Here is a 23,731-nt window from a genome sequence, read left to right as displayed (position 1 = left end):
GAGGATCTGTTCCACGCAGGCCACGCTGGCTTCGATCTGGGCCGCAGCGCTGTGGTCGAGGGTCAGTTTCACCGGCTGCTGATAGACGTCACGCAGTTGGGCGAGGCTCAGTTGGCCGGGGATCAGGTTTAGCGTAGTCATTTTGTGCTCCTTTTGAGAGTTGTCATTAACTCACCAGACGCTCCGGAGATGTCCGTTGTCCGTCGCGTCTGCCTTTTGGGGAGCCGCGCCTTGGCACGTTGGTGTTGTGTGGAAATCAGTTCAAATTCGGCAAAGCTTTTTGCAGCAAGGCCGGGTCTTTCAAAACGCCTGCAGCAGCGGCAATGTCCGGTGCCAGCCAGCGGTCCTGGTCGTAGGCCGGAACGCGCTCGCGCAGCAGCCGCCACGCCACATCGGTGCCGGCGCCAAAACGTTGCTCCTTGAGGAATTCGAACGCCTGGGCCGCCAGCAGATACTCGATGGCGAGAATCTGCGTGCAGTTTTCCAGTGCGCGGTGCAGCTTCAGCGCGGCGTTGGTGCCCAGGCTCAGGTGATCTTCCTGCAGGCCCGAAGTCACGTAGTTATCCAGCACCGCCGGTTGCGCCAATTGACGGTTCTCCGCACACAGCGAAGCTGCCACGTATTGCACGATCATCATCCCCGAGTTTACCCCCGGGTTGGCCACCAGGAAGGCCGGCAGACCACTGACGTGCGGGTTGATCAAACGGTCCAGACGACGCTCGGCGATGGAGCCGATTTCCGCCATGGCAATCGCCAGCAGGTCCGCCGCCATTGCCACGGACTGGCCATGAGGGTTGGCCTGGGACACCACGCGGTAATTGTCCGCGGAGCCCAGCACCAGCGGGTTGTCGGTGGCACCGTTGAGTTCGGTTTCGATTTGCTTGATCGCGTGTACCAATTGGTCGCGAGCAGCGCCATGCACCTGCGGGATCGAGCGAATGCTCAGGGCATCCTGTGTGCGAATGCCTTTGCTCTGGGCGATCACTTCGCTGCCGTCGAGCAAGGCCCGCAGATTGATCCCGACCTGTTGCATGCCCGGGTGCGGCTTGAGCGCAATGATCTCGGCGTCGAAGGCGTCAATCTGACCGCGTTGGGCTTCGAAGCTCATGGCGCCAATCACGTCGGCCCATTCCAGCAGGCGCGTGGCATCGGCAATGGCCAGGCAGCTCAGGCCGGTCATGCATGGCGTACCGTTGACCAGGCACAAACCATCCTTGGCGCCGAGGCGAACCGGTTGCAGGCCTGCTTCAGCGAGGGCCTGTTGCGCGGAAACGACCTGACCGCGATAGCTGACATTACCAACACCCAGTAGCGCGATGCCGATGTGCGCCATGTGGGTCAGGTAGCCCACGGAACCCTGGGACGGCACTTGCGGGGTGATACCACGGTTGAGCAGTGCCAGCAGTGCTTCGACGACCTGACGGTGCAGGCCGGATTTACCGTGGCTGTAGTTGACGATGGCCGCGCACATGATCGAACGGGTCTGCTCGTCGCTCAATGGCGCGCCAACGCCACAGGCGTGGCTGAGCAAGGTATTGCGCGACAACTGGCTGAGTTGTTCGTCCTGCAGCGAGACGTTGCACAGCGCGCCCAGGCCGGTGTTGATGCCGTAGGCACGTTCGCCGCTGGTGACGATGCGCTGAACGATGGCCTGTGCGTTTTCGATACGCGCCCAGATCGGCGCCGACAGCTCAAGCTGTGCGCCATGACGAGCCACGGCAACTACATCCTGCCAAGTGACCTGCGTCTCGGTGATAACGATTTTTTCAGCCTGAGACATCATTAACCTCGTGCGTACAAACCTGAATTATTGTGCAGCTCTACCGCCGCCTTCGCGAGCAGGCTCGCTCCCACAGGAGATCGCACTCCAATTGTGGGAGCGAGCCTGCTCGCGAAAAGGCCCGCCAAATCACTGCAAATTTCTTAAACCACCGCCGCCCGACGCTGCACAAAGCGGTCGACATACTCATCCGCCGGCGAATGCAGGATCTCTCTTGGCGTGCCGACCTGGATCAGGCGGCCATCCTTGAGGATCGCAATGCGGTTGCCGATGCGCACGGCCTCGTCGAGGTCGTGGGTGATGAAGACGATGGTCTTGTGCAGGGTCTTTTGCAGTTCCAGCAACTGATCCTGCATCTCCGCGCGGATCAGCGGGTCGAGGGCGCTGAACGCTTCGTCCATCAGAATGATGTCGGTGTCCGCCGCCAGGGCGCGGGCCAGGCCCACACGCTGACGCATGCCGCCGGAGAGCTGGTGCGGGTATTTGTTTTCGTAGCCCTTGAGGCCCACGGTGTTGATCCAGTGCAGCGCACGCTCGGCGCACATGGCTTTGCTTTCGCCACGGATTTTCAGGCCGTAGGCGACGTTCTCCACCACAGTCTTGTGCGGCAACAAGCCGAAGCTCTGGAACACCATGCTGATCTTGCGCCGACGAAATTCGCGCAGGGCTTCCATGTCGTATTGCAGGATGTCCACGCCGTCCACCAGGATCGCGCCACTGGTCGGGTCGATCAGGCGGTTGAAGTGGCGTACCAGGGTCGACTTGCCGGAGCCGGACAGGCCCATGATCACAAAGATCTCGCCGCTGCCGATACTCAGCGACAGGTCGTTCACGCCGACCACGCAGCCGGTTTCGGCCAGCACCTGGTCCTTGGTCTTGCCCTGGCCGACCATGGCCAGCGCGTCCTTGGCACGGTTGCCGAAAATCTTGAAGACGTTTTTGACTTCGATCTTGCTCACGGTTGCGTTGTTCATTTGCTCACCTCATGCCGTGCGCGACCGTACGCCTGTGTAATGCGGTCGATCACCACAGCCAGAATCACGATCGCCAGACCGGCTTCAAGACCACGTCCGACGTTGAGGGTCTGAATCCCCACCAGCACGTCTTCACCCAAACCACGGGCACCGATCATCGAGGCGATCACCACCATCGACAGGGCCATCATGGTGGTCTGGTTGATCCCGGCCATGATGCTCGGCAGGGCCAGCGGCAGTTGCACGCCGAACAGTTGCTGCCAGCGGCTGGCACCGAAGGCGTTGATCGCTTCCATCACTTCACCGTCGACCTGGCGAATGCCCAGATCGGTCAGGCGGATCAGCGGTGGTGCGGCGTAGATCACCGTGGCGAAAATCGCCGGGACCTTGCCCAGGCCAAACAGCATCAGCACCGGAATCAGGTACACGAAGCTCGGCATGGTCTGCATGATGTCCAGCAACGGCATCAGCACCGAACGCAAGCGATTGCTGCGTGCCGAGAGAATGCCCAGCGGAATGCCGATCAACACCGAAATGATCGTCGCCACCATCATCAGCGCCAGGGTCTGCATCAGCTTGTCCCAGAGGCCGACCGCACCCACCAGGAACAGCAGGCCGACGATCACCGCCGTGGTCACGACTTTACGGGTCGCGTGCCAGGCCACGCCCGCCACGATCGCCAGCATCAGCCACCAGGGCACTGCGCGCAGCAGGCCTTCAAGATTGACGATGGCCCACAACAGGGTGTCGGAGATGTGCCGGAACACGTCGCCGTAGTTGGTAACCAGCGAATCGACCCAACTGTTGACCCAGTCGGCGATGGAAAAAGTAAAGCTTTCGGGAAACATAAGAGACTCTCAATCAAGGGGTTGCGATCAAGCATCCGGCTGCCGCTCGTGGCAGCCGGAGAGGCTCGACCTACAAGGCCGCGTCGATTTTCTTGGCTGCGTCGTCGCTCACCCATGCGTGCCAGACTTCAGGATGTTCCTTCAAGAAGATCTTGGCCAGTTTTGGCGACTCGATTCGCTCTTTGGTCATGCGACCCAGGTTCTGGTTGAGCAGGTCGATCGGCAGGTTGACCTTTTCCAGCACGGCCACCAGTTCCGGGGCTTCGTCGTGGAAGGTCTTGGACAGGCCGACCTTGATGGTCACGCTTTTGTCCACGCCTGGCTTTTCTTCCAGCTTGACCACGTCGACCTGGCCCATCAGCGGGGTTGGCGACCAGTAGTAGAACAGGATCGGCTCGCCACGCTTGTAGCTCGACAGTACGGCGGCATCCAGCGCCGGGCCGGTGCCTGGGCGGAAGTTGGTGTAGGTGCTTTCCAGACCGTAGCTTTTCAGCATTTCGCTGTTGTCCAGCTCACAGGTCCAGCCAGCCGGGCAGTTGTAGAAACGGCCCTTGGAGGGCTCTTCGGCATCCTTGAAGATCGCCGAGTACTTGCCCAGGTCAGCGATGTTCTTCAGGTCTGGCGCCTTGGCTTCCAGCTTGCGCTTGGCATCGCCTTCGATCACGTAGCGCGGCACGTACCAGCCTTCGACGGCGCCCACCACTGGCGCGCCGACACCGACGACCTTGCCGGCCTTCTCAGCCTTGTTCCAGACTTCGCTGCGGCCGACCCACTCTTCGGCAAACACCTGGATGTCGTTGCTGCTCAGGGCGTTTTCCATGGTGATGGAGTTGCCCGGCAGGCTGTCGGTCTTGCAGTCGTAGCCTTTCTCCAGCACGACTTGCAGCACGTCGGTCAGGAGCATGGCGCTTTCCCAGTTCAGGCCGGCAAATTTCACCGGTTTGCCCGACTCGCACCAACCTGCCGCCTGAGTGGCGCCAGCGCTGGCCAGCAGGCCCATGGAAAGCAATGTGGTCAGCAGGGTCTTGTTCGATTTCATTGTTGTGACGCTCCTAATCATGAATTGGCTTACGGCAGTCAAGAGGCATCCAGCCCTGTCCACGTCCAATCAGGCCTGCGCGGAAGCGCGACCCACATTCAGCTTTTGTTCGGTGATCGCGCCCTGCTCGACCGGCAGGATCAAACGATCAGGCACTGTGCCGTGCCATTTTTTTGCACACAGGTAATACAGGGCGGCGGGAAGCACCAGACCGATGACCCAGGAAATATCCACATCACCCAGGGCCGCCACCAGCGGACCGGTATAGAACTTGGTGGAGATGAACGGCAGTTGCACCAGCACACCGAACACATAGACGCTGATACCGAGAAGGTTCCAACGACCGTAGCGACCATTCGGATCGGCCAGAGCCGGTACGTCATAGCGCTCGCGAGTGATGCAGTAGTAGTCCACCAGGTTGATCGCGCTCCAGGGGGTAAAGAACGCTAGCAAGAACAGGATGAAAGACTTGAACGCACCGAGGAACGAGTGCTGACCGAGCAACGCCATCAGGGTCGCAGCACCGACGATGACCAGCACGAAGACCAGACGCTGCAAGCGCGTTACCTTCAGGTCACCACGGAAACCGCTGATGATGGTCGCAATGCACATGAAGCTGCCGTAGGAGTTCAGCGTGGAGATGGTGACCTTGCCGAACGCGATGCTGAAGTACAGCAGCGCAGCGGTGGCACCAGTACCACCCAGACCAACGATGTAGGCCACTTCGTGGCCGGCGTATTGCCCGTTGGCCGAAGCGGCAGCGAACACGCCGAGGACCATCGCCACCTGCGCACCAATGACCGAACCTGCACCTGCGGCAAAAAAAGTTTTCACCGAGGAAATCTTGCTCGGCAGGTAGCGAGAATAGTCAGCCACATAAGGGCCGAAGGCGATCTGCCAGGACGCCGCGAGCGACACCGCGAGCAAGAAACTGCTCCAGCTGAAGTGGCGGATTTGCAACAGTGCGCCAACGTCAACCTGGCTCATCAGACGGCTGAACAGATAAACAAAGGCAATCACGCCAATGACACTGGCAACACGGCCGATCCAATGGATCACCCGATAGCCGAGCACCGTGACCAGCACGATGACACTGGCGAAAAGGAGAATACCGACGGTGTCGCTGACGCCAAACAACTGGCCCAGCGCCTGACCGGATAACACGGTTCCCGTTGCGGTGAAGCCCAGGTACATCAAGCAGACCAGCACGATTGGGATGGCCGCGCCGTACACGCCGAACTGTACCCGGCTGGAAATCATCTGCGGCAGGCCAAGCTTGGGGCCTTGCGCCGCATGCAGCGCCATTACGCCGCCACCCAGTAATTGACCGATCAACAGACCGATCAATGACCAGAACACATCGCCGCCAAGCACCACCGCCAAGGCACCGGTAACAATCGCGGTGATTTGCAGGTTGGCACCCATCCACAGGGTGAACTGGCTAAACAGACGACCGTGTCTTTCCGCTTCCGGGATGTAGTCGATCGAGCGTTTCTCGATCAACGGTTTGTTGCCTGCACGTTCGTCAGTGACAGCCATGGTTCAACCTCTATGGATTGTTATCTTGGTTGGTTCAAAACCTGTAGGAGCTGAGCTTGGGCCGGCAAATTCACCATCTTTGCTGGCTGATACATCGCATTCGCGAGCAAGCTCGCTCCTACAGGGCAAGCATTACTTGCCGGTAATCATCGGCAGGTTCAGCCCTTGTTCCTTGGCGCAGTCGATGGCGATCTGGTAACCGGCATCGGCGTGACGCATGACACCGGTGGCCGGGTCGTTGTGCAGCACGCGAGCGATACGCTCGGCCGCTTCGTCAGTACCGTCGCAGACAATCACCATGCCCGAGTGCTGGGAGAAGCCCATGCCGACGCCACCGCCGTGGTGCAGGGAAACCCAGGTCGCGCCGCTCGCGGTGTTGAGCAGGGCGTTGAGCAATGGCCAGTCGGACACGGCGTCGGAACCGTCCTGCATCGATTCGGTTTCACGGTTCGGGCTCGATACCGAACCGGAGTCCAGGTGGTCGCGACCGATCACAATTGGCGCCGACAACTCGCCGCTGCGCACCATTTCGTTGAACGCCAGACCCAGCTTGGCACGCAGGCCCAGGCCAACCCAGCAGATACGTGCCGGCAGACCCTGGAAGCTGATGCGCTCGCGAGCCATGTCCAGCCAGTTGTGCAGGTGGGCGTCGTCCGGGATCAGTTCTTTTACTTTCGCGTCGGTCTTGTAGATGTCTTCAGCGTTGCCCGACAGAGCCGCCCAACGGAACGGGCCGATACCACGGCAGAACAGTGGACGGATGTAGGCCGGTACGAAGCCAGGGAAGTCGAATGCGTTTTCCACGCCTTCTTCTTGCGCCATCTGGCGGATGTTGTTGCCGTAGTCGAAGGTCGGTACGCCCATTTTCTGGAAGTCGAGCATCGCTTTGACGTGCACGGCCATCGATTGCTTGGCGGCCTTCACCACAGCGGCTGGCTCGGTCTTGGCGCGAGCGCGGTATTCGTCCCAGGTCCAGCCGGCTGGCAGGTAACCGTTGAGCGGGTCGTGGGCGCTGGTCTGGTCGGTGACCATGTCCGGACGCACACCGCGACGAACCAGTTCCGGCAGGATTTCAGCCGCGTTGCCGCACAGGGCGATGGAGATCGCCTTGCCTTCCTTGGTGTACTTGGCGATGCGCGCCAGGGCGTCGTCGAGGTCTTTGGCCTGCTCGTCGACGTAGCGGGTTTTCAGGCGGAAATCGATGCTGATCTGCTGGCATTCGATGTTCAGCGAGCAGGCGCCGGCCAGGGTCGCGGCCAGTGGCTGGGCACCGCCCATGCCGCCCAGACCCGCGGTCAGGACCCACTTTCCGGTCAGGTTGTCGTTGTAGTGCTGGCGACCGGCTTCGACGAAGGTTTCGTAGGTGCCTTGGACGATGCCCTGGCTGCCGATGTAGATCCAGCTGCCGGCGGTCATCTGGCCGTACATGGCCAGGCCCTTGGCGTCCAGTTCGTTGAAGTGCTCCCAGGTGGCCCAGTGCGGCACCAGGTTGGAGTTGGCGATCAGCACACGCGGAGCGTTGCTGTGGGTCTTGAACACGCCGACCGGCTTGCCGGATTGCACCAGCAGGGTCTCGTCGTCGTTCAGGTTGGTCAGGCTTTCGACGATCTTGTCGTAACACTCCCAGTTACGGGCAGCGCGACCGATACCACCGTAAACCACCAGCTCCTTAGGGTTCTCGGCAACTTCCGGATCGAGGTTGTTCATCAGCATGCGCAGCGGCGCTTCGGTCAGCCAGCTCTTGGCGGTCAGCTTGTTACCGCGGGCAGCACGGATTTCAACGTCACGAAACTTCGTAGGTTTATTGTCAGTCACGAAAAAGACTCCTCAGCAATCAATCCAAACCAACCCAGGCAGTGGGCGAGCAAGCCAATGGGCATCAGTGCACACCGGCGAATCAGTGGACGATGGTTGAGTCCTCGCGACTCATACACATACGTCTTTACTTGTACATACAAGCATATGCAATCAAGCGGCCAACTTGCTGGATGAGCATTCAAGAAAAATTCGGAAAGGGCTGCAGAGCGTCTGGAACAAGGGCTTTGGCGTAGATGAAATTTTTCGAGGGGATTTTTTGGAGGATAGGCAGGTTGTTACTTGAGGGTGGTTTTGCGCCACGCTGGGGCGTTCGGTAACAAAGTGGTGCGTGGAGGGAAACGATCTGAGGGATAAAACAACATCGCGGGCAAACCACGCTCCCTGTAGGAGCGTGGTTTGCCCGCGATGGTCGTGAACGATAACGCGTAGAACCAGATGCCCAGCGGCGAGTTTGGTTTTTTCGCGAGCGAGCTCGCTCCTACAGGGATGGTGTATTAGCGTGCAGAAAGTTCGATCACACAGCAGGCGGCATTACTGGTGACGTCCAGCAGGCCAGTGTTACCGACAAGTTGCAGGCAATCATGACGACCCAGCTGCGAAGCACTGTTACCGACTTTCACCTCAAGCGCATCGCTGACACTGAACACCAGCACAGTCCCGGCCTCGCTGAAAAACCGCTGCTCACCGCTCAGCCATTGCAACCGCGCGCTGTAACGCTGCGGAGCGTAAATCAGATTGAAGTCGCGAATCGGGCCGCCGAGCAACGTACAGGAAACCTTGCTTTCACCGCTGAATGCAAACGGGTCCAGCGGTAACAGCGGGCGCGTGACCTGGCCATCAACCGACAAGGTCATGCCATCGCCCTGCAACACAGTGATAATCCGCTCGTAACCGGCGAAGGTGGAAAACCCACCCGATTCACCGATGTCGGCAATCGACAGGCGCCAGCCAAACCCGTCCAGGCCGGTGCCGGCATCACGGGTGATTTCTTCGGTGCTGCCGCCGCCGTTTTTCCATGGCATGCGCGGGTAATCTTTGGCGCGTAAAACCTTCAACTGACTCATTTATGGCTCTCTATTTATGGAACCGTCCTTCCAGACGATGACGGGAACCGGGGTGGATCAAGCGGGCGGCGGTCACCGGCTGGCGGCCGGACCAGGTGCGGCGACGGATCAGCAGGCACGGCTCGCCCTTTTCAATCTGCAACAACTTGCACTCGGACGGCTCGGCCAGGATTGCCTCGACCACGTGCTCGCCTTCGGTCAGCGGCGCGACCTGGTTGAGATAGGCGTACGGCGTTTGCAGGGTGAAGTCCTGCTTGAGGTAGTCCGGCGCCACCAGCGCATTGACGAAACGGTCCTCGATTTGCACCGGAATATCGTTTTCGAAATGCACGATCAACGAGTGGAACACCTTCTGCCCTTCGCGCATGTCCAGGGCCAGGGCGCGCTCGGAGCCGGCGGCCTCTTCTTCAAGGGTGATGACCTTGCAGGTGTGGCGATGTCCGCGAGAGGCGATTTCATCGGCGATGTTATGCACTTCGAACAGCGCGGACTGGCTTTTCGGCTCGGCGACGAACGTGCCGACGCCTTGCATACGCACCAGCAGACCGTCGGCAGTCATCTCGCGCAGCGCGCGGTTGATGGTCATGCGACTGAAGCCCAGCTGGCTGACCAGCTCGCTTTCCGACGGCACGCGGTAATGCGGTGGCCAGTTTCCACTGTCGATTTGCTGGGTGATCATTTGTTTGACGCGGGCGTACAAGGGCGCCGGACTGTCGCCCATGTTCGCGGCCAACGGAGAGACTGGAGGCGGAGTCGGCACGGTTAATCCTTGTTAGTTGAAAAGAGATTGCTAGCTTGCCGGAGTTTACCGGGCAGGCAAACGTCTGTATATGTATATACAAATAACACACGATGGGGTGCTGAACCATGTCCGCCTTCTTTGCCGAACGCGCGCTACTGCCTAGCGGATGGGCCAACAATGTACGTCTTGAGGTCAACGCCGACGGCGTATTGACCCATATCCAGGCCGATTCCCATGCAGATGGCGCCGAGCGGTTGAGCGGCCCGCTGCTGCCGGGCATGCCGAATCTGCACTCCCACGCCTTCCAGCGGGCCATGGCCGGGCTGGCGGAAGTGGCGGGAAATCCGAACGACAGTTTCTGGACCTGGCGCGACCTGATGTATCGCCTCGTCGGAAAAGTCAGCCCGGAGCAACTCGGCGTCATCGCTCGTCAGCTGTACATCGAGATGCTCAAGGCCGGGTACACCTCGGTGGCGGAATTTCACTATGTGCATCACGACAGCAATGGTCAGCCTTACGCCGATCCGGCCGAACTGGCCCTGCGTATCAGCCAGGCTGCCAGCTCCGCCGGTATTGGATTGACCCTGCTGCCGGTGCTCTACAGCCACTCCGGTTTCGGTGGCCAGGCGCCGAACGATGGTCAGCGCCGTTTTATCAACAGCACGGAAAACTACCTGAAGCTGCAATCGCGCCTGCAACCGGTCCTGGCGCAGCAACCGGCGCAGGCTCTGGGTCTGTGCTTCCACTCGCTGCGCGCGGTCACGCCGCAGCAGATCAGCGAAGTGCTTGCGACCAGCGACAAGCAATGCCCGGTGCACATCCACATCGCCGAACAGCAGAAAGAAGTCGACGACTGCCTGACCTGGAGCGGTCGTCGTCCGCTGCAATGGCTGTACGAAAACATCGACGTCGATCAGCGCTGGTGCCTGGTCCACGCGACCCACGCCAACCCGGAAGAAATCACGTCGATGGCCAAGAGTCGCGCCATCGCCGGCCTGTGCCTGACCACCGAAGCCAACCTGGGGGACGGGATTTTCCCGGCGGTGGATTTCCTCGCCCAGGGCGGCCGCATGGGTATCGGTTCCGACAGCCATGTGTCATTGAGCGTGGTGGAAGAATTGCGTTGGCTGGAATACGGCCAGCGTCTGCGCGACCAGCGGCGTAATCGTTTGTATGGCGCGAATCAGCCAATGGTCGGCCGTACGTTGTTCGACGCGGCGCTGGATGGTGGTGCTCAGGCGCTGGGGCAGCCGATTGGTGCACTGGAAGTCGGCAAGCGTGCCGACTGGCTGGTGCTCGACGGCAACGATCCGTATCTGGCGACAGCCAGCGGTGACGGGATTCTCAATCGCTGGTTGTTCGCGGGCGGTGATCGTCAGGTGCGGGATGTGCTGGTCAATGGCCAGTGGGTTGTGCGGGATGGGCGGCATGCTGATGAGGAAGAAAGCAATCGCGCCTTCACCCAGGTACTGCGTGACCTTCTAGGCTGACACCGAAACAATTCTGTAGGAGCGAGCTTGCTCGCTCCTACAAGGGTTTGTGCGGTCAATCCGAGGTCTTGGCCATCTGCTGTTCCGACGCCCGCCAGATCAGCCGCGTGGTGTCGTAACCCTGCTGACGCGCCTTGCTCAGCAGCTCCTCACGCACCACACCGTTCACGGTCGGCGTGCGCGACAACAGCCACAAATACTTCCGGCTTGGATCCCCGACAATGGCGGTCTTGTAGTCATCGCTGACGTACAGCACCCAGTATTCGCCCTTCGCCGTACCCGGGATCAGCCTGGAGAACCAGGTATCGAATTCGACCCACAGCTTGTCGTTCTTGCCGGGCTCCTGCGGATAAGCCGTGCCCTTGACCTCTTCCCATTGCCACTGCGCCGTCAGACAGCGGTTCAACACGGCAACGTTGCCGTCAGGCTTGAGCGTGTAATGGGCTTCGGATTGCGCGCAGTCGCGCTGGAAGTACATCGGCATGCGGGCCAGCTCGTACCAGGTGCCCTGGTAGCGCTTGAGGCTGACGCTTTTGACAGTCTTGGGGGCCAATGGGTCCTGGCCAGGCGTGGCACAGCCGGCCAACATCAGGCCGGCAAAAAGGATGATCAATAACTGCTTCATTATTTTTCTCCCGTGGGCAAACGCCCCGGTTTACTTCAGGCCTTGGCCGGAAAACATCAGCACTTTGTCACCGGCGAACTGCACGCTGATAAAGCTGCTCTTATCGCCCCAGGTACAGCTGGACATGCCGAGCGCGCCTGAACAATCGGCGGGTTTGCCCAACAGGGTTTCCACATCGGCCTTGGCCATGCCAGCCGAGAGCTTCGAGTAGTTTTCCTGATTGACCTTGCTGCAGGCAGCCAGCAACACGCAGAACGAAAGCAGGGCGATGGAACGCAACGACATGGTGAAACTCCGGGGGGGCGTAGGGGATTGGCATGGCTGCCAAGCTGAAGCTTAGAAGAGAAAACCCCAGTGAGGTTCCGTGCCCGACAGGCTATTTATCGGGCCACTCGTCTACCTTTTGCCGAAAATCAACCAATTTCCTTGTTCATCGAGCATTTCGTCGTTTTTCAGCAAGTCCGCCTAATCTTTGGCGCCGCTCAGTCGACATACATGCAACGCAAAGCCACGTTGCTGGCTTTTGCTTCCCCCTTTTGTAGACCAGGCCCTCTGCGGTAGCTCATCCATGACCAGAAACATGAAGTTCAGCCACAAGATCTTGTTGGCTGCCGCCCTCGTGGTGGCCGTCGCATTCGCTTGTTTCATCCTGTTCAACGACTATCGCCAACGCGAAACCTTGCGCAACAGCACCGAAGCCTCGATGCAGGAGCTCGGCAGCCTGACCACCAGCAACATCCAGACCTGGCTGGAAAGTCGCATGCAATTGCTGCAGTCGATGGCCCAACAGATCACCGCCGATGGCAATGCTCCCGCGGGCCTGAAACGGATCATCGACCTGCCCGCCTACACCGGCAATTTCCAGCTGAGCTACTTCGGTGGCGCCGACGGCGTGATGTTCTCGGTCCCGGCGGGCAACCGCGCGGCGGACTACGACCCGCGCGCCCGTGGCTGGTACAAGGCGGCCAATAGCGCCCAACAGACCATCGTCACCGAACCGTACATTGCCGCGTCTTCCGGCAAGCTGGTCATCACCGTGGCCACCCCGGTGCAGCACCAGGGCCAGATGATCGGCGTCGCCGGCGCCGACATCGACCTGTCCAGCGTCAGCGCGATCATCAACTCGCTGAACTTCGGCGGCCACGGTCATGCATTCATCGTCGGTGCCGACGGCAAGATCCTGATTCACCCGGACAGCAAGCTGGTGCTCAAGAGCCTGGCCGAGGCCTATCCGAGCGACACACCCAAAGTCAGCCCGGGCATGCAAGAAGTCGAGATCGACGGCAAGCGCCAGTTCATTTCTTTCACCCACGTCAATGGCGTGCCATCGGCGGACTGGTATGTGGCGCTGGTGCTCGACCAGGCAACGGCGTTCTCGATGCTCAGCGAATTCCGCACCTCGGCGATCATCGCCATGGTGATTGCCGTGGTGATCATCATCGCCTTGCTGGGCATGCTCATCAGCCTGCTGATGCAGCCGCTGCTGACCATGGGCCGTGCCATGCACGACATCGCCGAAGGCGAAGGTGACCTGACCAAACGCCTTACCATTCACGGCCACGACGAATTCGGCGCGCTGGGACTGTCGTTCAACCGCTTTGTCGAGCGCATTCATGCCTCGATCATCGAAGTGGCCTCGGCCACCGGCCAGGTCAACGAGGTGGCGTTGCGAGTAGTGGCCGCGTCGAATTCGTCGATGTTCAACTCCGACCAGCAAGCCTCGCGCACCAGCAGTGTGGCAGCGGCCATCAACCAGCTCGGTGCCGCCGCCCAGGAAATCGCCCAGAACGCCGCCTTGGCCTCGCAACACTCCAGCGATGCCCGCAACCTGGCCGAAGATGGCCAACAGGTGGTGGATAAGACCATCGCGGCGATGCAGCAGCTGTCGGCCAAGATCAGCGATTCGTGCGGCAACATCGAAACCCTCAACAGCAACACGGTCAACATCGGGCAGATTCTGGAAGTGATTACCAGCATCTCCCAGCAAACCAACTTGCTGGCGCTCAACGCTGCGATTGAAGCGGCGCGCGCCGGTGAAGCCGGTCGTGGTTTTGCCGTGGTGGCCGATGAGGTACGCAACCTCGCTCACCGCACCCAGGATTCGGCGCAGCAAGTGCAAACGATGATCGAAGAGCTGCAAGTCGGCGCCCGGGCAGCGGTGGGCATCATGACCGACAGCCAGCGTCAGAGCGAAAGCAGCGTCGGTATCGCCAACCAGGCTGGCGAACGCCTGGGTAGCGTGACCCAGCGCATCGGTGAGATCGATGGCATGAACCAGTCGGTCGCCACCGCGACTGAAGAACAGACGGCCGTGGTGGAGTCGATCAACGTCGACATCACCGAGATCAACACGCTGAACCAGGAAGGTGTGGAGAACCTGCAGTCGACCTTGCGTGCGTGTGCCGATCTAGAGCAGCAGGCAGCGCGGTTGAAGCAGTTGGTGGGTAGTTTCAGAATATAGAGCGCCGCGAAGGCGGCATCAGCCGCGACGAAGGTTCAGAACCGAGAGCCGGGCTTCGACAGAAACTCCAATTCCTCAGCCGTAGACTCCCTCCCCAACACCGCATTGCGATGCGGAAACCGTCCAAACTGCGCAATCACTTTCTGATGCCGCTCGGCATAGTCCAGGTAATCGCTGAACAGTGCCCGATCAGCCTCCGGCTGCTGCGCCAGCAGTTCGAGGTGGCGCGAGACGCCTTCGTTCTGCACCGCGAGGTTTTCGCTGTGCTCGAACACCAGGTAGATGAACACCCGCTGAATCGGCCGCAACTGCCGGTCGTAATCCGCGGCAACGCCTTGGGCTACCAGCTTCTGTGCCCGAAGATCGCCTGCAAAGGCTTTGGGGGTATCGCGAAAGATCATTCGCGGGATCTGATCGAGCAACAGCACCAGGGCCAGCCAACCTTCGGGACGTTGCATCCACTCGGTCAATCCGCCGGCCAGTGCCTGCTCGGTCCAGTCCCCGAAGCGCTCACGCGCTTCGAGGTCCTGGCTGTCGCGCTTGCCGAACCATAACCTGCCCTTCTGGGCCGCCACTTCGCTCGCCGATCCGGAGCTTCCGAACCACCAATCAAGCAACGGCTGCCAGGGCGCGGTCATGGCTTACTCCTTGTGATACGCCGTAGCGCGAGCCACTTCTTCTTTCGAACCGAGGAACACCGCAACACGCTGGTGCAGGCCTTCCGGCTGGATGTCGAGGATGCGCTGGTGACCGTCGGTGGACGCGCCGCCCGCTTGCTCTACCAGGAACGACATCGGGTTGGCTTCGTACATCAGGCGCAGTTTGCCCGGCTTGGAAGGCTCGCGGTTGTCGCGTGGGTACATGAACAGACCACCGCGGGTCAGGATGCGGTGCACGTCGGCCACCATCGCGGCAACCCAACGCATGTTGTAGTTCTTTTTCAACGGGCCGGTCTCACCAGCCAGCAACTCGCTGACGTAGCGCTGTACCGGGGCTTCCCAGTGACGCTGGTTGGACATGTTGATGGCGAATTCCTGGGTGGATTCAGGAATGGTGATGTTTTCGTGGGTCAGGACGAAGCTGCCCATTTCACGGTCCAGCGTGAAGCCTTTCACGCCGTCGCCCAGGGTCAGGATCAGCATGGTCTGTGGACCGTAGATCGCGTAACCGGCGGCCACTTGCTGAGTGCCTGGCTGCAGGAAGGCCTTTTCATTCAAGGCTTCGTTCTGGCTCAGGTATTCGCTCGGGCAACGCAGCACCGAGAAGATAGTGCCGACCGGCGCGTTGATATCGATGTTGGACGAGCCGTCCAGCGGGTCGAATACCAGCAGGTACGCGCCTTTCGGGTATTTGCCCGGGATCTGGTAGGCGTTGTCCATTTCTTCGGACGCCATACCGGCCAGGTGACCGCCCCACTCGTTGGCTTCGAGCAGGATTTCGTTGGAGATCACGTCGAGCTTCTTCTGCACTTCGCCCTGGACGTTTTCAGTGCCCATGCTGCCCAGGACACCACCCAGGGCGCCTTTGGACACGGCGTGGCTGATCTCCTTGCAGGCACGCGCCACCACTTCGATCAGGAAGCGCAGATCGGCAGGAGTGTTGTTGCTGCGGGTCTGCTCAATCAAATAGCGACTCAAGGTAACGCGGGACATGGACGGCTCCGGTGGAATGGGGGGGGCTAAAAACCCGCGCAGTTTAACGCGAGTCGGGGCGCATTTCCTCCTATCAGACGTGATCGGCTGAAGAGAGTTCATGCGCGGGGATGAGCGTAGTTGGAAAAGGGCTGGATGTGAGCCTGGGAACTGCGATTATTTCGGCATTTTCAGTGACTGGGCGAACGCATTCGCGAGCAGGCTCGCTCCCACAGGGGTACGAATTCCAACTGTGGGAGCGAGCCTGCTCGCGATTGGGTGCGCAGCACCCACTATCAGGATTTGGCTGGCGGCTTGCGCAGCAGGCTGAACGCCATCGCCACCAGGAACACTACGCAGAGCAACAACACCGCCCACAAGCCGAATTTCTTCCAGTTGGTGTCGATCGGCGCCGTCGTGGTGCCTGTCGACGGCTTCGTTGCCACCGCCCCGACATCCACCATGGCCCGGCCCAGGGTCGCGAGCTTCGCCGGGCTGTAATCCGGAATCAGCGTCGACAGCGACAAGTTCGCCGCCTTCGCCGTCGCACTCCCCACGACCAGCGTGTAAGGCCCTGGCCCACGCGCCAGAAACACCAGTTGCGTGGCGCGCACGGCAAACTTCAGCGTCGGCGCCTGATCACCCAGGCCGCCGCCGCGTTCGTCCACGGTCAATTTCAATTGCTGCACGATTTGCCCTGACAACTGCAATTCGTTTTGCACCATATCCTGACCATTCTGGGTCAAGCGATAGAGCAGACCGCTGCCCAACGGCCGCCATGGCAGGCTGCTGTCGCGCCGACCGGCCAGGCTCACCGGCGCCAGGCTGTTGGGCTGGTTCAACTCGACCTGCACTCGCTCGACATTCAGCCCCATCGGCAACTGCCAGGTGTACTCACCCGCCTTCACGCTGCTGCCGGTCAACGCCTGGGACCAGACCAACGGCAGCGGCAGGCTGCGGGTACTGGCGCTTTGCAGTTGCGCCGACGTCAGTGTCGGTGCCGAATGCGGCGTGATCCAGAGCAATCGCAAGTAGCGCGCCGACTGGCCCGGCAGGCCGATTTCATGCTGCTCGACCCGCTCGTCGGAAAAAGTCAGGCGCGCCACCTGTCCCTCGCCCCAGGACTGCCAATGCTGCAAATCGTCGCTGGCTTCGAGGGTGAATCGCTGGAAGCCGTCGCGCTCGCTGGTCCAGTCGAGAATCAATTGCTGCAACGGCGCCTTGATAGCGGACGCGTCGAGCAACCAGCCGCGCAACTCCTCCTCACCCGGCTCCAGCTGGCTGGAGGGCTGCACCTCGACCAAGGTGCCATTGGTATTCGATTGCACTCGCACGCTCGGCGTGGTTTCAGTCGCATCCACCGAGCTGTACAACGGAAACCATTTCACCTCGTTCAAGGTGCGGGTTTCGCTGCTCTGCGCCGACTCCCGGGCCAAGGCATAAGCCTGAACATCGCCCACGGCATTGAACACACGCACATCGCTCAGGTCAGCCTGTCGTGCATTCAGTTGTACGCTCAGGGGCAGTTCAAGGCGATACCAAGGGCCTTCGCCCGCCACCGCCAAGGGCACCTGGGTGGTGAAGTCCGCCGGTTTTTCCTGAGCAACCGCCGACAACACCACACCCATTGCAACAACGCCCAGCCAACCCAGCTTCAGCTTCTGACTCAAGACGACACTCCTTCGGATTCCGGGGCCGGTTTCTCGGTATCCAGCACAGCTTCGGCGCGTTTGGGTGGCAGCGGGGCGAAATAGCCCACCACCAGCAGCAGTACGCCGACTCCGATAAACGACACGATTCGCGCCAGCCCGCCGCGATTGCTCAACTCAACAAAGAACAGCTTGGCCACGACCACGCCGATCAAGGCAGCACCGATCAGCCAGACTTCACGGCGGCGACGCAAATGGCCGCCAATCATCAGGCTCAGGGCCATCAAGGTCCAGACGATGGACAGGCCGGCCTGTACACGCATCGACTCCAGCAACGGACCCAGCTCGAACGGCACCCCGCTCCAATGGTGCGCCGTACGCATGACCAAGGCAGTGAAGAACACGAACAGCGAGGCACCAGCGACCCCTTGCGTGATTTTGCTGGCGTAATCCTTGCGGACCATCAGCTGTGTCATGGCGCTGCGGGACCAGGCATAGACGCCGAACAACGCAAACAACAGGCCCAGTTCCAACGGGTTGATCAATGGCACGTAGGGCAGTGGCTCAGCGTTGCCGTCACTGGCGACATTCGCCAGCCAGAACCAGCCAAGCATCAGCAGAGCCAGCGGCGCGGCAGCGTATACACGGTACTCCCTCGAATACGTCGACACTGGCCACGGCCACGCACGAGGTTCCGCCGCCAGCACCAGATAAAGACTTGGCAGAATCGCCCATCCCAACCAGCGCCAGGCGTTGTATTGCTCGGACAAGACCAGCAAGCCGTAATGCAGCTCCAGAGCCAGCACCCCCATCAACAGCCAGCAGCCAAGCACATGGGCGACGCTTGGAACGAGCGCCGGCAGTATGGTCGCCAGGCGTCGCAGGGACATGAAATGCACGACGAACACCGCGGCCCACGCCAGCCAGCCGAAGTTGGCCGCAGGGTGATAACGGGAGTGCCAGACCGCGAGCAGCACCAGCGCCGCCGCAGGAATCAACACCGCGCAGAGCACTCCCAATGACGGCCAACTCAGGCGCAGTGCCAATACCGTCCACAGCGCAACACTCGCGGCAGCGACGCTCAACAGCAAGGTCGCCTGCATCGGCAACGGCGCAAAATGCAGCACGTCGATGATCCAGGCCAACGCCCACCAACCTGCGCCCCATACCAGCAACGCCTGGGACAACCGCGACAGACTCGGACCTTCCAGCGCTCCACGCCCATGGCCCACCTGCAAATGCCAGGCCCCGACCATCGCGGTCAGCCCCAGCATCAGCGGCGCCCAGAACCCGCCATGGGCCAGAGGGCGCAGGTCGTCACTGAACAGCGGTCCGGTCATCAGGAACAGCGCGCCACCCAACAATTGCACAGCGAGCGCGGTGTACACGAACGTGCGCGATGCCAGGCGCAAGCCAGCAAACAACGTCAGCACCCCGGCCAAGGCCCAACTGATCTCCGTACCGTGACTGAAGAAAAACAACGGTGCCAGCAAATAGAGAAACGCCAGCCCAAGGCAAGCCAAGACTGGCAGGCCTTTCAGCTCCCAAGGCCTGATCTGTTCCGGCAAGGCTTTGCGCAACTGGTAGAAGCTGAACAGCAACGCGACGCCCAGCAACAGCGCGCCTAACGGAACACCACCGAGCAGGCTGCTCTCGCTGCTGTGCAACTCGCCGAGAAACGCCAGCGCCGCCGCCAATTGCAGCAGCAAGGCAAAGGCCCGGGCCAAGGGCCTTTGCTGGCGCAGACCGAGCCAGAAGATCCCCGCGCCTTCCACCGCCCACGCCGCCGTCGTCCAGCGCGCATCGAGCCCCAGCGGAATCGCCAGACTGGCGAAGATCACGCCCAAGGCCAGGCAGGTTTCCCCCAGTAACACAGTGCGCCCGGCCATCAGCCAACGGGCGAGCCCCATGTAAATCATGCCCAGCGCCAAGGCACTGAACGCCGCCGCGAATTCCAGATGCTGCACCAGTGCGAACTGCAAACCGAAACCCACCAGTGGCGGGCCGAACAGCAGCGTGCCGTCGACGTAGTCACCCTTGCGCGCCGACCACTGCAGCAGCGCTTCGCGACTGCCCTCTGCCGGTGCATCGCTCATTTCCATCAGCTTGCGCCGGGCGAACAGCAGACCAATGGTCAGGTACATCAGGAAAAATACAATCAGGAACGGCTCGGTGCTCCACAGCAACTCCGGCGAGTAGGAACGCAGGCCCCAGGCGAAACCGATGCCGAAGGTGCCGGTGAACCCGATGACATTCAGCAGCCGCCAGGCCTTGAACCAGGCGATGACGAGGATGCCGGCGTTGAGCAGGACAAAGTAGCTGAACAGCGCGACGTGGTTGCCGGCGCCGGTGGAGGCCAGGATGGGCGCGGCGAATCCGCCCATGGCGGCAGCGGCGGCCAGCCCCAGGGAGTCCTGGGTAATGGCGAGAATCGCCGAACAGACGGTCACCGCCACCAGCAGGCCGAACGCCGCCGAGGGATCGAGTAACGGATGCAGGCGCATGGCGGCAAACACCGTCAGGTACAACACGGCAATCCCGGCGCCTTGCAGGATCAACGCGTAACTGCCGTTGCGGGCCCTCAACCACCAGCCCAATCCGAGCAAGCCCAATGCAGCGGCTGCCACGCCTGCGTAGCGCAACTCAAGCGGCACCACCATGCCTTCGGTGGCGTAGCGCAGCAGAAAGGCCAGGCCGAGGAACAGCAACACCACGCCGACCCGCAACACGGTATTGCCGCCGAACAGCCAGGCCCGGGCGCGGCTGATGGCGCGGTCGAGGAGATTCGGACCACGCGGTGTGACAGGCGGTTGTGCCTGGCGAGCGGTCGTCTCGGGTTTCCAGGCATCGACGGCCGGACGACTGATTTCGCTGGCCGCTGCGGCGATTGGCTCGAGTTCGGGCGGCAGCTCCCAGACCAATTCCGTGGTTGCGGCAGGGGCTTCATCAAGGAGGGCTTCAGGTGATACAAGCGGTTCGTGGCTTTCCGGCGCCTTGACGCCCGATGCTTCGAGCGCTGCCAGCCGTTGCTCGACCGCCTGAAGCGCAACCTGCGCCTGATCCAGCAAGCGCTGCTGCGCGACTACCCGAATGTCCATACGAGCAATGCGAACGGCCTGGCCGATACCCAATCCGAGTAATGCGCCCAGCAGTGCTTCACTGAATGACTCGTCGAGCATCCAGCCGAGCACCAGCCCTGTCAGCATGAAAATCCATTGCATGGTCGATATCCCTAAGCCGCCTCGTCATGAGGCAAGTCCAAGCGGTACAGCGTCTGATCAGTCTAGTGTGAAAACACCACAATCCTTTGTGGGAGCGAGCAAGCTCGCTCCCACAAAGGATTGTGGCGTGCTCCAAATCTGGCTGATCCCTACCGCTCGGCAGTCCGGCGCCCAGTATATCGATCCGGCCCGGCAACAACCGGGCCTCGCTCGCAGTTCTGACTGAAAACTACTCCAGTGCCTTCCAGATTTCCGTGGCGTACTCGCGAATGGTCCGGTCCGACGAGAACCAGCCCATCCGCGCCGTGTTCAACACTGCTGAACGCCACCATTCCTTGGAATCGTGCCAATGGGCTTCGACGCGCATCTGCGCGCTCCAGTAGGAGTCGAAATCGGCGCAGACCAGGAAGCGGTCGTAATCCACCAGCGAATCGATCAATCCGGTGTAACGGGACGGATCATCCGGGGAGAACACCCCGCCACGAATCGCTTGCAACACATCGTTCAGACGATGGGACGCAGCGATGTCCGGTACGGCATTGAACTCATGGTTCTGCTTGCGCGCCTCCACCTGCTGCGCACTGAGGCCGAAGATGAACATGTGTTCGGCGCCGATGCGTTCGCACATTTCCACGTTGGCCCCGTCCAGGGTGCCGATGGTCAGCGCGCCGTTCAGGCCGAATTTCATGTTGCTGGTGCCTGACGCTTCGAAACCGGCGGTGGAGATCTGCTCGGACAAATCCGCGGCCGGAATGATGCTCTCCGCCAGGCTGACGTTGTAGTTGGGCAGGAACACCACTTTGAGCAAGCCGCGCACGGTCGGGTCGTTGTTCACCACCCGGGCGATGTCGTTGGTCAGCTTGATGATCAGTTTGGCCTGGTGATAACTCGCGGCAGCCTTGCCGGCGAAGATTTTCACCCGTGGCACCCAGTCGATTTCCGGTTCCGCGCGGATCGCCTGGTACAACGCCACGGTGTGCATCAGATTGAGCAATTGGCGTTTGTATTCGTGGATTCGCTTGACCTGCACGTCAAACATCGCCGCCGGGTTGACCGCAACACCCAACCGTTCATGGATCAGGTATGCCAGAGCTTTCTTGTTGTGCAGGCGTTGCTCGGCAAACGCCTTGCGGAACGCGTTTTTCTCGGCGAACGGTTCAAGGGCGAGCAAACGCTCTTCCGGATTATCCAGTACCGCGGGGCCGAGGGCATCGACCAGCATCGAAGTCAGCTCGGGGTTGGCCTGGTACAGCCAGCGGCGAAAGGTAATGCCGTTGGTCTTGTTGTTGATTCGTTCCGGGTACAGCTTGTGCAGTTCGGAGAACACCGTCTTGCGCATCAGTTGAGTGTGCAAACCGGACACACCGTTGACACTGTGGGAGCCGAGAAACGCCAGGTTGCCCATGCGCACCCGACGACCGTTGTCTTCCTCGATCAGCGACACCGCGCGCAGTACGTCAAAGTCGTGAATGCCTTTGGCCCGCAGGGAGTCGATGTGCTGGGCGTTGATCAGGTAAATGATCTGCATGTGCCGCGGCAACATGCGCTCCATCAAGCCGACCGGCCAGGTTTCCAGCGCTTCGGGCAGCAATGTGTGGTTGGTGTAGGACAGCGTATCGACGGTGACCTGCCACGCCGCATCCCATGCCACGTCATAGACGTCGACCAGTTGCCGCATCAGTTCAGCCACGGCAATCGAGGGGTGAGTGTCATTGAGCTGGATCGAAGCGTGATCGCCCAGGGTCAGCACCGAGGTGTGCATGTTGCGATGGCGGCGCAGCAGATCCTGCAATGAGGCGGCGACGAAGAAATATTCCTGACGCAGGCGCAGTTCCTGACCGGCCTCGGTGCTGTCCGCCGGGTACAGCACCCGGGAGATACTTTCGGCCCGGGCCACTTCAGCCACGGCGCCCAGGTGATCACCGGCGTTGAAACGCTCCAGATGCAGGTCTTCCATGGCCCGGGCACGCCACAGGCGCAGCGTATTGACGCTCGCCCCGCGCCAGCCGACCACCGGCGTGTCATAGGCAATGGCCCGTACGGTTTCCGCCGGGTGCCAGACTTGCCTGGACTTGCCGTTTTCATCGGTCACGGTTTCAACGCTGCCGCCAAAACCGATCGGGTACGCCACCTCCGGCCGCTCGAACTCCCACGGGTTGCCGAAATCCAGCCAGTGTTCGGTCTGCTCCTGCTGCCAGCCATCGACAATCGCCTGACGGAACAACCCGTGTTCATAGCGGATGCCATAGCCATGACCGGCGATGCCGAGGGTCGACATGCTTTCCAGGAAACACGCCGCCAGACGCCCCAGGCCACCGTTGCCCAGGGCCGCATCAGGCTCCAGCAAGCGGATGCGCTCAAGGTCGACGCCGAGTTCGGTCAGGGCTTCGCGGGCGACGTCGAGCAAGCCGAGGTTGCTCAGGCTGTCGAACAGCAGCCGGCCGATGAGAAATTCCAGGGAGAGGTAATAGACGCGCTTCTGACCTTTGCGGTAGATCTGCCGCGTGTGATCCATCCAGTGCTCGACCATGTGGTCCCGCGCGGCCAGGGCAATGGCTTCGAACCAGTCATGGTCGAAGGCGTGGTCCGGATCTTTACCCACTGCATAAGTGAGTTTGGTCAAGACGGCGTCGCGGAATGCGGCCACCTCTGCTTCGCGAACAAGTGGTTCTTGAGTCATCGATAGGACCTCGAGCGAGCTTGGAATTGTCTGAGCCTAGACGGTCTGACAGGCGGTAGAGGCTCTGGTTCGGCAGTTTTTCCCTTGAATACGAGCTGAATCGACAATGCGTTGTCATGTGTCTGAATGAATGCAGGGCCCGTGCCGTTTTTTCCGGTTGTTTGCACCGT

17 protein-coding genes and 1 pseudogene are annotated in these 23,731 nt (G+C 60.9%); 3 read left to right on the top strand and 15 right to left on the bottom strand.

The genetic code is table 11. The features are described from left to right. Window positions 1-256: 256 nt before the first annotated feature. The 8 genes from hutH to hutC form a co-directional block, all read right to left on the bottom strand. On the bottom strand, window positions 257-1,780 hold the full coding sequence (gene hutH, locus CAF65_RS20470) for a histidine ammonia-lyase (RefSeq protein WP_085717912.1): 1,524 nt from the start codon (window positions 1,778-1,780) through the stop codon (window positions 257-259). Between the two features lie 143 nt (window positions 1,781-1,923). Continuing rightward, window positions 1,924-2,754 carry a glycine betaine/L-proline ABC transporter ATP-binding protein gene (locus CAF65_RS20465; RefSeq protein ID WP_008018926.1) on the bottom strand — a complete coding sequence of 277 codons (831 nt, stop codon included), beginning with the start codon at window positions 2,752-2,754 and terminating at the stop codon, window positions 1,924-1,926. Continuing rightward, window positions 2,751-3,602, bottom strand: a complete 852-nt coding sequence (locus CAF65_RS20460) for a proline/glycine betaine ABC transporter permease (RefSeq protein ID WP_085717911.1) — start codon at window positions 3,600-3,602, stop codon at window positions 2,751-2,753. The genes CAF65_RS20465 and CAF65_RS20460 overlap by 4 nt, the downstream gene beginning before the upstream one ends. A 70-nt stretch (window positions 3,603-3,672) precedes the next feature. Next, window positions 3,673-4,641 (bottom strand): ABC transporter substrate-binding protein, encoded by a 969-nt coding sequence (locus CAF65_RS20455; RefSeq protein ID WP_085717910.1) that lies wholly within the window; start codon window positions 4,639-4,641, stop codon window positions 3,673-3,675. 69 nt (window positions 4,642-4,710) lie between these two features. Next, window positions 4,711-6,180 carry a cytosine permease gene (locus CAF65_RS20450; protein ID WP_085717909.1) on the bottom strand — a complete coding sequence of 490 codons (1,470 nt, stop codon included), beginning with the start codon at window positions 6,178-6,180 and terminating at the stop codon, window positions 4,711-4,713. A 132-nt stretch (window positions 6,181-6,312) separates the two neighbouring features. Continuing rightward, a complete protein-coding gene (gene hutU / locus CAF65_RS20445) occupies window positions 6,313-7,995 on the bottom strand; it encodes a urocanate hydratase (protein WP_085717908.1) in 1,683 nt (560 codons plus the stop codon). A 497-nt stretch (window positions 7,996-8,492) separates the two neighbouring features. Beyond that, window positions 8,493-9,062, bottom strand: coding sequence for a HutD family protein (locus CAF65_RS20440; protein ID WP_085717907.1), 570 nt, complete (start codon window positions 9,060-9,062; stop codon window positions 8,493-8,495). Window positions 9,063-9,072: 10 nt separating this feature from the next. Continuing rightward, window positions 9,073-9,783, bottom strand: a complete 711-nt coding sequence (gene hutC / locus CAF65_RS20435) for a histidine utilization repressor (protein WP_162135916.1) — start codon at window positions 9,781-9,783, stop codon at window positions 9,073-9,075. 146 nt (window positions 9,784-9,929) lie between these two features. On the opposite strand from hutC, the gene CAF65_RS20430 reads away from it, so the two are divergent. Continuing rightward, the gene (locus tag CAF65_RS20430; protein ID WP_085717906.1) at window positions 9,930-11,294 is read left to right on the top strand and encodes a formimidoylglutamate deiminase; all 1,365 of its coding nucleotides are present in this window, start codon (window positions 9,930-9,932) and stop codon (window positions 11,292-11,294) included. 55 nt (window positions 11,295-11,349) lie between these two features. On the opposite strand, the gene CAF65_RS20425 is transcribed toward CAF65_RS20430, so the two are convergent. After that, a complete protein-coding gene (locus CAF65_RS20425) occupies window positions 11,350-11,919 on the bottom strand; it encodes a lipocalin family protein (RefSeq protein ID WP_085717905.1) in 570 nt (189 codons plus the stop codon). A gap of 30 nt (window positions 11,920-11,949) precedes the next feature. Beyond that, window positions 11,950-12,204: a hypothetical protein gene (locus CAF65_RS20420; RefSeq protein ID WP_085717904.1), complete on the bottom strand. Its 255-nt coding sequence runs from the start codon at window positions 12,202-12,204 to the stop codon at window positions 11,950-11,952. A 283-nt stretch (window positions 12,205-12,487) separates the two neighbouring features. On the opposite strand from CAF65_RS20420, the pseudogene CAF65_RS29100 reads away from it, so the two are divergent. Together CAF65_RS29100 and CAF65_RS29095 are read left to right on the top strand one after the other, a co-directional pair. Further along, window positions 12,488-13,525 (top strand): annotated as a pseudogene (locus CAF65_RS29100) (cache domain-containing protein); the annotation flags it as partial. A gap of 90 nt (window positions 13,526-13,615) precedes the next feature. Continuing rightward, window positions 13,616-14,380 (top strand): methyl-accepting chemotaxis protein, encoded by a 765-nt coding sequence (locus tag CAF65_RS29095; RefSeq protein ID WP_371919020.1) that lies wholly within the window; start codon window positions 13,616-13,618, stop codon window positions 14,378-14,380. A gap of 35 nt (window positions 14,381-14,415) precedes the next feature. Here CAF65_RS29095 and CAF65_RS20410 read toward each other — a convergent pair whose 3' ends face one another. The 5 genes from CAF65_RS20410 to CAF65_RS20390 form a co-directional block, all read right to left on the bottom strand. Further along, window positions 14,416-15,018 (bottom strand): DUF924 family protein, encoded by a 603-nt coding sequence (locus tag CAF65_RS20410; protein WP_085717902.1) that lies wholly within the window; start codon window positions 15,016-15,018, stop codon window positions 14,416-14,418. Between the two features lie 3 nt (window positions 15,019-15,021). After that, window positions 15,022-16,032, bottom strand: a complete 1,011-nt coding sequence (locus tag CAF65_RS20405; RefSeq protein WP_085717901.1) for a class 1 fructose-bisphosphatase — start codon at window positions 16,030-16,032, stop codon at window positions 15,022-15,024. Window positions 16,033-16,307: 275 nt separating this feature from the next. Beyond that, window positions 16,308-17,681, bottom strand: a complete 1,374-nt coding sequence (locus CAF65_RS20400) for a DUF3999 domain-containing protein (RefSeq protein ID WP_085717900.1) — start codon at window positions 17,679-17,681, stop codon at window positions 16,308-16,310. After that, window positions 17,678-20,881 carry a DUF2339 domain-containing protein gene (locus CAF65_RS20395; RefSeq protein ID WP_085717899.1) on the bottom strand — a complete coding sequence of 1,068 codons (3,204 nt, stop codon included), beginning with the start codon at window positions 20,879-20,881 and terminating at the stop codon, window positions 17,678-17,680. Before CAF65_RS20395 ends, CAF65_RS20400 begins: the two co-directional genes overlap by 4 nt. A gap of 229 nt (window positions 20,882-21,110) precedes the next feature. Continuing rightward, complete coding sequence (locus CAF65_RS20390) at window positions 21,111-23,561, bottom strand: glycogen/starch/alpha-glucan phosphorylase (RefSeq protein ID WP_085717898.1); 2,451 nt, start codon at window positions 23,559-23,561, stop codon at window positions 21,111-21,113. Window positions 23,562-23,731 lie beyond the last annotated feature (170 nt).

This window comes from Pseudomonas sp. B28(2017) (assembly GCF_002113025.1).
Lineage (GTDB): Bacteria > Pseudomonadota > Gammaproteobacteria > Pseudomonadales > Pseudomonadaceae > Aquipseudomonas.
This window is presented reverse-complemented; position numbering and strand designations above follow the sequence as displayed.

Excerpts from the sequence above, each read along its gene's own strand:
- hutH (WP_085717912.1), bottom strand. The coding sequence starts at position 1,780 with ATGTCTCAGGCTGAAAAAATCGTTATCACCGAGACGCAGGTCACTTGG.
- CAF65_RS20465 (WP_008018926.1), bottom strand. The coding sequence starts at position 2,754 with ATGAACAACGCAACCGTGAGCAAGATCGAAGTCAAAAACGTCTTCAAG.
- CAF65_RS20460 (WP_085717911.1), bottom strand. The coding sequence starts at position 3,602 with ATGTTTCCCGAAAGCTTTACTTTTTCCATCGCCGACTGGGTCAACAGT.
- CAF65_RS20455 (WP_085717910.1), bottom strand. The coding sequence starts at position 4,641 with ATGAAATCGAACAAGACCCTGCTGACCACATTGCTTTCCATGGGCCTG.
- CAF65_RS20450 (WP_085717909.1), bottom strand. The coding sequence starts at position 6,180 with ATGGCTGTCACTGACGAACGTGCAGGCAACAAACCGTTGATCGAGAAA.
- CAF65_RS20440 (WP_085717907.1), bottom strand. The coding sequence starts at position 9,062 with ATGAGTCAGTTGAAGGTTTTACGCGCCAAAGATTACCCGCGCATGCCA.
- hutC (WP_162135916.1), bottom strand. The coding sequence starts at position 9,783 with ATGGGCGACAGTCCGGCGCCCTTGTACGCCCGCGTCAAACAAATGATC.
- CAF65_RS20430 (WP_085717906.1), top strand. The coding sequence starts at position 9,930 with ATGTCCGCCTTCTTTGCCGAACGCGCGCTACTGCCTAGCGGATGGGCC.
- CAF65_RS20425 (WP_085717905.1), bottom strand. The coding sequence starts at position 11,919 with ATGAAGCAGTTATTGATCATCCTTTTTGCCGGCCTGATGTTGGCCGGC.
- CAF65_RS20420 (WP_085717904.1), bottom strand. The coding sequence starts at position 12,204 with ATGTCGTTGCGTTCCATCGCCCTGCTTTCGTTCTGCGTGTTGCTGGCT.
- CAF65_RS29095 (WP_371919020.1), top strand. The coding sequence starts at position 13,616 with ATGTTCAACTCCGACCAGCAAGCCTCGCGCACCAGCAGTGTGGCAGCG.
- CAF65_RS20410 (WP_085717902.1), bottom strand. The coding sequence starts at position 15,018 with ATGACCGCGCCCTGGCAGCCGTTGCTTGATTGGTGGTTCGGAAGCTCC.
- CAF65_RS20405 (WP_085717901.1), bottom strand. The coding sequence starts at position 16,032 with ATGTCCCGCGTTACCTTGAGTCGCTATTTGATTGAGCAGACCCGCAGC.
- CAF65_RS20395 (WP_085717899.1), bottom strand. The coding sequence starts at position 20,881 with ATGCAATGGATTTTCATGCTGACAGGGCTGGTGCTCGGCTGGATGCTC.
- CAF65_RS20390 (WP_085717898.1), bottom strand. The coding sequence starts at position 23,561 with ATGACTCAAGAACCACTTGTTCGCGAAGCAGAGGTGGCCGCATTCCGC.